Source organism: Bradyrhizobium cytisi (genome assembly GCF_008123515.1).
Taxonomy (GTDB): Bacteria; Pseudomonadota; Alphaproteobacteria; order Rhizobiales; family Xanthobacteraceae; genus Bradyrhizobium; species Bradyrhizobium cytisi.
In genome coordinates, this window is record NZ_VSSR01000080.1 from 26,141 (window position 1) to 37,492 (window position 11,352).

General features: G+C 62.4%; 14 protein-coding genes. 8 read left to right on the forward strand and 6 right to left on the reverse strand.

All coding sequences use genetic code 11. From position 1 onward, the window contains the following. Position 1 precedes the first annotated feature (1 nt). A complete protein-coding gene (locus FXB38_RS37500) occupies positions 2–352 on the reverse strand; it encodes a zinc ribbon domain-containing protein YjdM (RefSeq protein WP_148755957.1) in 351 nt (116 codons plus the stop codon). A 209-nt stretch (positions 353–561) separates the two neighbouring features. Then, positions 562–1,398, reverse strand: a complete 837-nt coding sequence (locus FXB38_RS37505) for a PhzF family phenazine biosynthesis protein (protein ID WP_148755958.1) — start codon at positions 1,396–1,398, stop codon at positions 562–564. Positions 1,399–1,486: 88 nt separating this feature from the next. On the opposite strand from FXB38_RS37505, the gene FXB38_RS37510 reads away from it, so the two are divergent. The 5 genes from FXB38_RS37510 (at position 1,487) to FXB38_RS37530 (ending at position 5,867) form a co-directional block, all read left to right on the forward strand. Further along, positions 1,487–2,158: a hypothetical protein gene (locus FXB38_RS37510; RefSeq protein ID WP_246230430.1), complete on the forward strand. Its 672-nt coding sequence runs from the start codon at positions 1,487–1,489 to the stop codon at positions 2,156–2,158. 318 nt (positions 2,159–2,476) lie between these two features. Continuing rightward, positions 2,477–3,301 carry an FkbM family methyltransferase gene (locus tag FXB38_RS37515; RefSeq protein WP_148755959.1) on the forward strand — a complete coding sequence of 275 codons (825 nt, stop codon included), beginning with the start codon at positions 2,477–2,479 and terminating at the stop codon, positions 3,299–3,301. A gap of 304 nt (positions 3,302–3,605) precedes the next feature. Continuing rightward, positions 3,606–3,887 carry a hypothetical protein gene (locus FXB38_RS37520; protein WP_148755960.1) on the forward strand — a complete coding sequence of 94 codons (282 nt, stop codon included), beginning with the start codon at positions 3,606–3,608 and terminating at the stop codon, positions 3,885–3,887. A gap of 246 nt (positions 3,888–4,133) precedes the next feature. Beyond that, a complete protein-coding gene (locus tag FXB38_RS37525) occupies positions 4,134–5,144 on the forward strand; it encodes an acyl-CoA desaturase (protein WP_148755961.1) in 1,011 nt (336 codons plus the stop codon). 213 nt (positions 5,145–5,357) lie between these two features. After that, positions 5,358–5,867 carry a GDSL-type esterase/lipase family protein gene (locus tag FXB38_RS37530; protein WP_187435423.1) on the forward strand — a complete coding sequence of 170 codons (510 nt, stop codon included), beginning with the start codon at positions 5,358–5,360 and terminating at the stop codon, positions 5,865–5,867. A gap of 3 nt (positions 5,868–5,870) precedes the next feature. Here FXB38_RS37530 and FXB38_RS37535 read toward each other — a convergent pair whose 3' ends face one another. Then, on the reverse strand, positions 5,871–6,668 hold the full coding sequence (locus FXB38_RS37535) for a transglycosylase SLT domain-containing protein (protein ID WP_148755962.1): 798 nt from the start codon (positions 6,666–6,668) through the stop codon (positions 5,871–5,873). A gap of 134 nt (positions 6,669–6,802) precedes the next feature. Between FXB38_RS37535 and FXB38_RS37540 the strand changes: the two genes are divergently transcribed. Next, a complete protein-coding gene (locus tag FXB38_RS37540) occupies positions 6,803–7,426 on the forward strand; it encodes a cell envelope biogenesis protein TolA (RefSeq protein ID WP_148755963.1) in 624 nt (207 codons plus the stop codon). A 93-nt stretch (positions 7,427–7,519) separates the two neighbouring features. On the opposite strand, the gene FXB38_RS37545 is transcribed toward FXB38_RS37540, so the two are convergent. Continuing rightward, positions 7,520–8,560: a hypothetical protein gene (locus FXB38_RS37545; RefSeq protein ID WP_148755972.1), complete on the reverse strand. Its 1,041-nt coding sequence runs from the start codon at positions 8,558–8,560 to the stop codon at positions 7,520–7,522. Positions 8,561–8,866: 306 nt separating this feature from the next. On the opposite strand from FXB38_RS37545, the gene FXB38_RS37550 reads away from it, so the two are divergent. Both FXB38_RS37550 and FXB38_RS37555 read left to right on the forward strand, forming a co-directional pair. After that, positions 8,867–9,199 carry a hypothetical protein gene (locus FXB38_RS37550; protein ID WP_187435424.1) on the forward strand — a complete coding sequence of 111 codons (333 nt, stop codon included), beginning with the start codon at positions 8,867–8,869 and terminating at the stop codon, positions 9,197–9,199. Positions 9,200–9,437: 238 nt separating this feature from the next. Continuing rightward, positions 9,438–9,734 (forward strand): cytosolic protein, encoded by a 297-nt coding sequence (locus tag FXB38_RS37555; RefSeq protein ID WP_148755964.1) that lies wholly within the window; start codon positions 9,438–9,440, stop codon positions 9,732–9,734. A gap of 367 nt (positions 9,735–10,101) precedes the next feature. On the opposite strand, the gene FXB38_RS37560 is transcribed toward FXB38_RS37555, so the two are convergent. Beyond that, a complete protein-coding gene (locus FXB38_RS37560; protein ID WP_148755965.1) occupies positions 10,102–10,350 on the reverse strand; it encodes a DUF2442 domain-containing protein in 249 nt (82 codons plus the stop codon). A gap of 211 nt (positions 10,351–10,561) precedes the next feature. Continuing rightward, positions 10,562–11,077: a ParB N-terminal domain-containing protein gene (locus FXB38_RS37565; RefSeq protein WP_148755966.1), complete on the reverse strand. Its 516-nt coding sequence runs from the start codon at positions 11,075–11,077 to the stop codon at positions 10,562–10,564. Between the last annotated feature and the right edge of the window lie 275 nt (positions 11,078–11,352).

Genomic DNA, 11,352 nt, shown 5'->3' on the forward strand with positions numbered 1-11,352 from the left:
GCTACGCCTTCTTCACGAACTCCGACTTCAAATTCATCGCGCCGATGCCGTCGATCTTGCAGGCGATGTTGTGCCCGTCGGTGGCATCCTGGAGACGGATGTTGCGGACCTTGGTGCCGCCCTTGACGACCGACGACGATCCCTTGACCTTGAGATCCTTCATCACGATGACGCTGTCGCCGTCGGTGAGCACGTTGCCGTGGGCATCGCGCACGCCCGCCTCCACCGGCGCATCTGCGGCGGCGCCAGCCGCAGCGCTCCATTCATGGCCGCATTCCGGGCACATCCAGAGATCCCGGTCCTGATAGGCATGCTCCGACTGGCAGTTCGGGCATTTGGTGGCGTCGGTCATGAAGTCTGGTCTCCGGCTTGCGTGCGCGGCGCACCGTAGGGTCGAGGCAGGCAAATGCAAGGGAAAGTCGCTCGCTCCCATAATCAAGATCGCGAAAACAACCCCATGCACAGTAGAAATGCCTACGGAATTTCTAGTTTCGGCGAATCAGAATAATGTTTGACCCGTCGGGCAAAACAGGCGCATGATGCCAGGGTGCCGAAAACGCGTCAGCCGTCCATGAACCGCGCCGTCCCCGAGACCCGGATCGAGCTGCCTTTGGCATCGCCGATCTCGGCGCGGATCAGCGAGCGCGCGCCCATGTCTTCGCCCTGGACGATGTCGATCGCACCGCCATGCGGCCAGTCGATGTCACGCAAGTAACCCGCGAACGCGGCGGCGGCAGCGCCCGTCGCGGGGTCCTCGACCACGCCGCCGGCGGCGAAGGCATTGCGGACATGGAACAGGCGCGGCGTCTCCACCGTCGCCAGCGCGATGGTGACCAAGCCCGCTTGCTCCATCAGGGAGCGGCCCCGTTCGAACTGGTACGTCATGCGCGCGAGCGCGTCGCGCGATCGCAAAACCAGCAGGGCATGATCGGCGCCGCCGTGAATTTTTGCGGGCGGCAGCTTCGGGTCGAGATCGCCGCTCGCATAGCCGAGCAGGTCCAGCAGCGCATCCCGCAGCGACGCATCCAGCGGCGCGCTGCGCGTCGGCGGCGACTGCAGCGCGGCCGCAATGGTGTTGCCCTGGCGCTGCCCCGAAACGGAAATGACCGCATCGTTCAACTGCAGCCCGAAACTGCGATCGCCGAAGCGATGCGCGAGCGCGGCACCGAGCGCGATGGTGGCGTGGCCACAGAACGGCACCTCCATCGCCGGCGAAAAATAACGCACCCGCCATCCGTCACGCTCGGGCGCGGCAAAGGCGGTCTCCGAGAAGCCGACCTCGGCTGCGATCACCTGCATCGTCGCGGCATCCGGCAATACGTCGCCGATCCAGACCCCGGCGGGATTGCCGCCTCGGCCGCCGTCTGAAAATGCCGCGATACGAAGCACTGGTGTCATGGGATCGATCTCATTTGCCGCAGGATGGGTTGCGCTCATGCGAAACCTATCATCTTCACGAGCCGCAATTATGAGAGGTTGAGCGCTTATGGCATCCATCATCGCTGCGTGCCGCGTTGGCAGCTGGGAAAAAATGGCAAAGCTGAGGCTGTCAATAGAAGATCGGGTTAGGACTGCCGCTTATCCCCGTAATACACTGAATGTCCTTTGGGGTTCGGGGTGCGTATTGGGAGGATCAATCATGGCAAGTGTTGAGCAATTGCGCAGGCGGGAAGGCGTGAACCTGGTTCAACTCGAGGCGGATATTGCATCGGTTCGCACGGGAAGTTCGATCGCTTCAATTTCTCTGCCTGATTACGTCGAGCACACCGAGGGCGTCACGCGCGTCGGTGCGCTCAGTGCAGAGGCGGTCATTCGCGACTATGAGTCCGCGGCAAAAGAGATCGAGGCCATGGGCACCGAGTTGATCGACGCCGCGCAAAAGTGCGAAGCGCTGACAGTCCAGGTCCATGATGCGATTGCCTTCATGCGCGAAACGGCCGCGGGGTATCGTGACGAGGGACGGAAGATCTTCAAGCGCATCGAAGAATGTGCGCTCTTCACCGAAGACGTCCGCAAGACATGCGAAGAGGTCAAGCGCAGAATGAAGGACGTCTCGGTCGGCGAGTCCTCCAATGAGGAGCTTGCGACGCAAGAGCGCCAGCTGACCGGGATCGCCGCCAAGGTGTCGGTGTACGAGATACCGGCCACGGAGCGATAATCCGCAGGATGGGTTTACCCCTTTGTGATATCCATCACCTTGGCGGAGCCAAGGTGATGGTATCGCTTTCGCCCTAAGGGCTCGCCAATCCGGATCGCCGTAGGGATCGACCATATAGGGCGGGGGAATCCAGAGTCCTCGCGGCGGTGATCCTGTTTGCCGCAAGCAGCCCGGATGGGCCCAAGCGAACCCATCAAATAGCTGTTGTGGAATGATGGGTTTCGCAAGGGCTCTAGCCATCCTACGGGATCGGGACAAGCCTCGCATAAGCCGGCATGGGGATAGTGGCCTCTACTCTGGGTTCGAGGAGATTCTGCAATGCCGATCGCGGGGCAAAAGCTGGCCTTTGTCATGGCCTCATCCAGCCATGGAACCATGATCGTCAATCGCTTCGACTATCGTATGGTCGCCCCCGACCGCGGCTATGGCGTGGGGCATCAGATCCTCGAGGCCGCCGCATTCGATCCCGGCGAAGTCAAGATCGCGCTCGAGCTGCTGGCCTTGCGGCGCAAGCACCACGGTGACGGCGTCATCGCGATCGACTGCGGCGCGAATATCGGCGTGCACACCATCGAATGGGCCTCGGCGATGACGGGCTGGGGCTCGGTGATCGCGATCGAGGCGCAGGAACGGATCTACTATGCGCTGGCCGGCAACATCGCCATCAATAACTGCTTCAATGCGCTGGCGGTGCATGCGGCCGTGTCCTCCGAATCCGGCACGCTGCAAATCCCGAATCCGAACTATTTCATGCCGTCCAGCTTCGGCAGCCTGGAATTGCGGCCGCGCCCGAGCAACGAATTCATCGGTCAGCCGATCGACTACACCGACAACACCGTCGTCGTGCGCAAGATGACGCTGGACGAGCTCAATCTGCCGCGTGCCGATTTCATCAAGATCGACATCGAGGGCATGGAGATGGAGGCTCTCAGCGGCGCCCGCGAGACGATCAGGACATACCGTCCGATCCTGCTGATCGAGAAGATCAAGACAGATCTCCGGCAGCTCGAGCAATGGCTCGTCGACAACGGCTACCGGCTGATGGGTCTCGGCATCAACATTCTCGCCATCCATCAGAGCGATGTGTGCTTGAAGGATATCAACGTATCCCAGAGCGTGGGCCCGCAAACACACGCGGCCTAGGCTGACTGCTCGATTGCGCGCCTCGTCCTTCGAGACGACCGCTTCGCGGTCTCCTCAGGATGAGGCTAAGCGGCACCGGTGCTCGTCAAAAACGACGGACGCACACTCGGTCCTCATCCTGAGGGCCCGCCAACGGCGGGCGTCTCGAAGGATGGCCACATGGGAATCGCTCCCACATGCGATAGCCCTGCGCCCAGGGCCAAGTCGCCGGAGCCGACGTCCGTCATTCATGCAAGTCGTGATCGAAATGGGCTTGCCTTGCTTTGCGTCCTTTTGCACTCTTCGTCGGGAAGGAGACCATTGCATGAAGATCAAGACTGTCGCGTGTGCGCTCGGAGCGGCCGTGGTGCTGTGCAGCCTCGGGATTTCGGGTGCCGAGGCTAGGGCGCGGAGAGCCGTCGTCGTTCGCGCACCACAAGAGAGGCTCATCGTCACGGCGCCTGTGCTGAGGCCAACGCCGTGGGATTACAATGTAGTTCCGCGTTATCGCTATCGCCCTGAAGACGACCGGGTCGATCCGTACGGCCCGCCGCTGGTGCCGTCCTATGTTCGTTATGAGGGGTGGCGCTGGCCGTATTGGTGGTGAAGGGCAGCGGGGCGTTGCCGAGTTGTAGAGTCTCGTAGGGTGGGCAAAGGCGCAGCGCGCCGTGCCCACCATCTCTCCACGAATGCGACAGACATGGTGGGCACGCTTCCGCTTTGCCCACCCTACCGCACCGAACCCGCCGCTCCCTCGCGTTAACCCCCGCGCTTTGCACGGCTTGCTCAACATAACCGGCGTCTGTACCCTGCGTTGCAGAAGGGTTGGCTTTCCATCAACGGACGGACTGAAATGACTGCAACCGAGGGCGTGCTTCCGGAGCAAGATTCTGACCGGAAGCTGCCGCCAAAGATGCCGCCGGGCGTGCTGGTCGAAGGCCCGGTGGTCGACGCAAAATTTCGCGATTCCTACATCTCGTTCGCCATGATGATCTTGGGCTCGATCGGGGCGCTGGTTTGGGCCTTCACGCAGGGCGTCGGCCGTGTCGAGATTTCGGTCTTCGCCGGCCTGTTCGTGATGACCACGATGGGCATCGGCTTTATGCATCGCTACTTCGTCCACCGCAGCTACCGCTGCGGTCCGGTGATGCGGACGATCCTCGCTGCGATCGCCACGATGGCGGTGCAGGGCTCGATCCTGAAATGGGTGAGCAACCATCGCCGGCACCATCTTCACTCCGACAAGCCCGGCGACGTCCACAGCCCCTATTATGACGGCTTCGGAAACCGCATTGCCTCCTTCGCCAAGGGGATGGGGCACGCGCAAGGCAACTGGGTGTGGGACCTCGCGACCACCGATTCCGAATATTACGCCAGGGATATTCTGGCCGACCCGATCGCGATGTTCTTCACCAGGACGCGCTGGTACTGGTACGCGCTGTCCGCGATCGTCATTCCGGGCGCTATCGGCTATGCGTTCGGCGGCGTGCACACGATGATCGGCTGCGTGCTGTTCTCCGGCCTGTTCCGCAGCTACCTCATGACCATGGCCACCTCGCTGGTCAATTCGGTCTGCCATAGCGACGGTCGCTACGGCTACCGCCGCTATGAGCTCAACGACGGCACCACCAACGAGCTGGTGACCACGATCCTCACCTTCGGCGAAGGCCTGCACAACAACCATCACCGGTTTCCGCGCGACGCCTATCTGTCGCACGCCTGGTACGAGATCGACATCAACGGCCTGATTATTTTGGGACTCGGGAAGCTTGGCCTCGTGCACGACATTTTCTCGGCCGGAAGCCGGCAGCGAGGTTCGGACGGCGGCAAGAGTTCAATGCCGGATACCGAAGCGACGGTCTGAAGCCGTAGGATGGGTAGAGCGAAAGCGAAACCCATCAAAGAATCCCTCGCGGAATGATGGGTTTCGCAAGAGCTCTACCCATCCTACGGACTACGGATATCCGGATGGAGAGTTGCCAAACGCAGACGGAATAGCGAACATTGGCTGTGGACCTCGACGGGGCATTCATTCGGCCCCGTCTGAGTCGATTTTGAAAATATTTTGGAGGGCGCCATGGATTGTTCGAATTTCCGAATTCTTCTCCTTGCTGTTGCGGCCGTGGTTGTTGCCTCGGTCAATCCTTCGTCCGCGCAGATCGTGGCGCTCGGCCATAGCGCGGTCCACGGCAACGTCGCGGAATCCGAGATGTGGCCGGCCGTGCTGGAGGGATTGCTGCGCGCCAAGGGGTCTCAGGTCCATGTCGCCAATGCCGGCGTGTGGGGTGAGACCACCGATGCGACGCTTGCACGTACGCCGAGCGTCGTTCCGGCTGGGACGAAGCTCGTCATTCTCTGCGACAATCCGGCCAATGACGTCAGGCACAATATGAGCCCGGTCAAAGCCATGGAGAACATCGCGGCCATCAAGAGCCAGTTGAAGGCGCGGGGCATCCGGGTCGTCGACGTCTGGGGGACCTACATGTCAGTTTGGCGGCAACCAGGCAGCGTCGGTCCCGACGGGCGCCATCTGAGCGTCGAGGGCAACAAGAAGATGGCGACGGCGATGGTCGGCGTGGCGAAGTAGCCGCTAATTGCCGTCACCCGCCCCAAGGCGCTGAAACTGCCGCTTCATCGCGTTGACCCTGGCGACATAGCTCGCGACGAGGTGATCGCCGCAGCGTTCGGTGGCCACCATCTGAAAGTGCCGCCGCGCATAGGCGGTGGCCGGACCTCCGCCGCAGAGATGGATGAAGGCGGCGAGATCCTGCTTTTGCTGCGCATTGGCCTTCACGTCGCCGGCGCGGGCGAGAACGTCGGCGACATTGCGGTCGAGATATACCGATGCCAGCTCGATGGCGTGGCTCGGGATCGCGCGGGTGTAGAGGAAGGTCGAACCGCAGCCGGTATCAGTCACGACGTTGCCGCGGATACAGAACCGCGCGGCCTCGCTGAGGGCCGGATCGGTCATCTGGTAGAGCCCGACGGCAGACGAGGCGGGCCGGTAGATCGCCAGCGGATTAAAGCTCCATCGCCAGCGCCAGTAGGTGCGCGCCACCGGATTGCCCGAGCTCTCGACCTGCGCAAGTGCTGCCAGCAGTTCGGGCGAGATCGTCGCAGTGGAGTAGGTGCGGAAGAGCGGGCCGTATTGCCGCCAGTTCTCGGCAGGCTCCTTGTCGAGGGAATTGCCGAGAAAGACGAACAGCTCGGTCGGCTTGCGGACCATTTGATAGAGGATGTTTGCAAGCGCCGCGAGCGCAAGCAGCATCGCCATGCCGGCCGCGATCCGAACCAGCCGCGGTGCGCGCACGAACTTTTTTCGTACCCACCGAGCGCCCTGGCGGATGCTGCGAAGGCGAGTGAGCAGGCGCTTGCTTTTCCTTGGCATGGGGCTTGTGGGAGCCGGTAGGATGGGCCGAGCCGTTGCGGAAGCCGTGGTCCGACGGGTTGATCTATATCGCTTCGGGGCTGCGCGACGATCCGCGGCCCCTCCGCACCGGGAATACCAAGCCGTGAGGCGACATGCCAAGGACACTGAAAAGAAAACTGAAGACGTATCAGACCTCGCTCGGCTTTTACGATCAGGCGGTCGCTGCTCCCTCGATGAAGGCGGCGCTGGATGCCTGGGGCGCCAGGTCCAACCTGTTCCATCAGGGCATCGCGAAGGAGACCGACGACCCTGATATCGTCGCCGCGACCATGGCGAGCCCGGGCGTGGTGCTCAGGCGCCCGGTCGGATCGGACGGCCCGTTCACCGAGCACTCTGAACTGCCGACCGATCTCGCCGGTGATGAGGGCAAGACAAAAGCCAGGTCCAGGCCAAAGAAGCGTCCCGCCAGGCGTGCGGCGAAGTCCTCCCGCAAGATCGGCGATCAGGACGCGCGCAAGGCCGCCGCGGCCTTCGCCCGGGAAGAGCAGCGCCGCGACAGCGCGCGCCGCAAGGAAGAGGCCGCCCGCGCGCGCCGTGACAAGGCGGTCGCGGCCGCCCAGGCGGCGCTGGACAAGGCGAAGCGCGACCACCAGGCGCGGGTGGATGAGATCGACGCGGAGCGGGCTGTGCTGGACGAACGTGCCGGGGCGGAGGACGCGCGTTGGCACAAGCAGAGGATCAAGCTGGAGGAGGCGGTTCGTCGGGCGCGAGGGTAGAGGCGCGGGGCGGATGGGCCGACACGGTAGATCCGCATCCTGTCAGGCGCACGAGCGGCGTTCCACCCCGTCGGCTCATCCGCCCTTGCGCGCCTACCAATCCGGATCGCCGTAGGGGTCGACCATATAGGGCGGGGGCATCCATGGTCCTCGTGGTGGCCTGGGTCGCCGGGGTGCGGCCGCTTGCACGTGCGGCCGTGCAGCCGCAGCCGTATCGTTGTTGAGCACGCTCCGCACGGCGGGTTTCACAGATGCAGATGCGGATGAAGCCGTCAGTTGCGTTTGCAGCGCCTGGACCTGCGCGGCGAGGCGCGCATTGTCCGCCGCATCCTTCTCCTGCGCCGCCTTGAGCTGTTGAATGGTGTCGGCCTGCTCGCGCAGCGTCTGCTCGTTGCGGCTCTTCAGTTGCTCGAGCTTTCCGTTGATGCTCGCAAGCTCGTTGGTGATGGTCTTGAGCGATTGCGCGAGATCAGACGAGGGCTGGTCAGGCGCTGTGGTGCCAGTGCTTGGAGCGTCCGGTCTTGAAACGTCAGGTTTTGGAGCGCCTTCCGTTTCCTTGCCGACCGGCGGCGGGGGCAGCGGACCAGGCTGATCCACAGCAGCCAATTGCAGTGCCGGCGGCTGCGCCGGACTTGCAACCGCGGACGCTTGCGGGGGCTCATTCGTGGCCGGCGGGGCCCAGCGCGCCATGATCGACTTGCTGATCGACTTGCTGATCGACTTGGCCTCATCGCGATATTGCGAAGCGAAGGCAGCACCGAGAATGCCGATCGCCAGCACGAGGCCAACCAAAGCGCGCAGCATGGGCCGATCTCCCTTCAGGCCTTGATCGCGAAGCTTGCTATCCGGCGCCTTGTCCTCGGCTGCCGCCGCAGCGGCGCTTGCTTGCGAAGCCCGCGGGCTTTCGCTGCCGCGTTCCATTGCGGAAACCAGCCGGTCCAGCCGCGCAAGGTCGTCCTCTGCGCTCTTGATCTGGTCAAAGGCCCGCGCCAGCCCGCCATCGGCACGCATCTCGTCCGGCTTTTGGGTATCAGGCATTTGGATACCAGGCTTTTGGGAATCAGCCTTTTGGGTATCGGTCTTTTGGGTATCAGCCTTGGGGTCGTCCGCTTCAGGCACCGATGCGCTCTCCATCCAGTCGGGCGTCACTGGGCGTGCGGCAATCCGATCGCTGGAAGAATAGGTCTCGCCGCTGTCCAACACAACGCGCGTGCGAGGGAGAAATTATGGCGGGCTCGGGGGCGGGGCGGATCGAGTTCGTAGGACGGGTTGAGCCTATCGCCTTGCCGATCGGCTGATGATGGGGCATCGCTTCGCTCCAATCCACCCATCCTACGGGCTTCGCCCCATCAGTCGCCCGGCCCATTATGAACATTCGTTCAGGGGAACGGGGCCGGTCTCATTTCGTTGCATTGAGGGGCTTATCGGGAGGAGGACGACATGAAATCGAAGATCATCGCGCTCTCTGCTACTATTCTCATGGCAACGGCACCAGCCGTGTTTGCTCAGGGCGTATCGAGCCAGACGCCGGGCCAAGAGACGCAGCAGATGGGCTCCAAGACGGGTGAGCCGGGCGCTTCCAGCTACGCTCCGGGACACAAGAAGCACCATGCGATGCACCATGCGACGCACCACGCCAAGGCCTCGAACAAGACCAGCGCCGGCGCGTCCAATTCCGCGCCCGGCCAAACCACCGGCGCGAGCACCAGGTCTCAAACCACGGGCACGAGCACGATGCCAAAGTCGGGCACGAGCACATCGCCGAAGTACTGACGGCCACAACAGTAACCCGCCATTCGCGAGACCCGATTGGCGGGTTACGCCCTCGGCTAACTCCGGCTCTGCCGGATTGATGGGTATTGCTTTCACCTTCACGCGTTGAACTTGCGTCGGGCAAAGTCGTCTACGCGGCCCGTAGGTGGGTTAGCCGAAGGCGCAACCCACCACTGCTTGCCTAGGAGGAAATGAAGGAGGTGGGTTGTGGGCTACGCTTCCTGCAAAGGAGGATCCGATGAAATCGCTTTTGCTGCTCACGGCGAGCGGTCCGTTGCTCATTCTCACATCCCACGAGTCCCTGCACGACCAGAAGCTCCTTGACGTGCTCAGGCACAAGGGGATCGGCAAGTTCGTCGCGTTCGAGGTTCCCTTGTCGCTCGCCAAGGCGCGCTACGGCGGGCACTTTCAAGCGGTCGAAAGCAATCTGCAGGAGACCGATGATTTGAGAGTCCTCGACTTCGACGGCCAGCGCATCTTTCAGCTCTTTCGTTTCGACGAGCTGGGTGCACCAATCCTAAAAGAACCGTCGTGATCCGGTGAACGCCCCGCCGGACGCTACGAAGGCGAAGGAGGAGGCTCTTTCTTTTCCTTGGCGTGGTCATGTGGGAGCGGGTGGGATGGAATGAGGTGGGGTATCCTACGACTGTTCGTCCCCAAGCTCGTAGATGGGGTAACGGGCCCCGAGGCCTCCCAAGCCAACCGCGCTAGCTACGGCGCAATGTGATGGCGCGCGTCGCGCGGTTGGCTTGGGAGGCGGTCGTCCCTCACACTGATGGTGTGACGGAGTCGAGGATGGACCTCGCTCCAAGCATCGAGGAGAGACGACCATGAACCACTATGCCGGAATCGACGTGTCATTGGAATGCTCGAGCGTGTGTGGGCAGAGCGTCCGCGGGGCGCTAGGCGGTGTGTTCCGTCGATCGCGCGACGTCGCCGCGTCCTGCGAGGAGGCCGGCAATGGAGATATCCTCGTCCAGCGCCTCCCAGTGCAGTCCAACCCGGCTGAGTTCGACTTGCTCGCGTTCGGTAGGCGTTGCATGCAGCAGGCGCGGAAACCACGCGAGCGGAATACCCAGTGTCCGACCATCGGACAGTTCGACCCACATGGTGGCGTCATCGAAGCTTACGTTGGTGGGCGCAGTGGTCATGCCGTGCCTTTGCAAGCAGATCGCGGATCGGGCGGATGGCTTGAAGAGTACCCGAATGTGGCGCGCAATTGAAGGGCAGAGAACTCGCGAGCCAATCTTCTCAGGGCTGCACGAGGGCGCATAGCGCAAGGGATAGATCAGGGGCGGTTCTCTGGCTTGAGGGGTGCAGTCCAGCACTGTCACTGCAATTCCGTAATTCCGGAGCCTGCGATCAATAGCGGCCGCCGTTGTGCTTTTGCTGCGTGATCCAGTCCGACAATGTTTTCGGTGTCGATTTTGCAGTCCGGCCCAGTGATACCTTCGGATTGTTGCGGACACCTTTCGTCGGACGGGTGAGCGGCGCTTCCGTCGCGTTGACGCTCTTCATGGCAGCCGTCGATGCTTCCGCGGCTTCCTTTTCGAGGCGCAGCTTTTTCAATCGCGCCATCTTGATGCGCTCTGCCTCGACTTCGGGGCTTTCGGACAGCAGCGGCTTGTGTTGAGCAAGCTCGGCCGGGACCAGGACGCCGATGATGGTTGTCTCGCCGAGCGCCTTGCAGGCTTCGAGCCGATGCAGTCCCTCGACCAGAACGAGGCGGTCTCCGTCGTGCCGAACGGAAATGGGGTCCTGTTGTCCGATGTCCAGAATGCTTTCCGCGATCTCCCCGACGATCTCGGGCTTGATGGCTTTCTTCTGCTTCGTGGGAACGAAGATCTTCTCGATCGGGAAGCTTTCCGGTTTGGGCATAACTCGACTCCGCTTCTACCGGGCCCGTCGGAACGCATGCGGGTGGGGTTGGGAGTTTAGGGGGGACGGGCTCGATCGCAAAGGCAATTTCGCCGGCAACGTATTGATGACCATCGAAGCTTGGAACCAAACTGCGATGCGGTGGTACGATTACGGTGAGAGTCCACTAGATTGACGTCGTCCGCCAAACTAGAGCCGAAGCCGCAGATCCGTAGGACGGAGCGAGTGAATTTAGTGCACTGGCATCGTAATTCCCTTAGTGTCTGTCCGAGAAC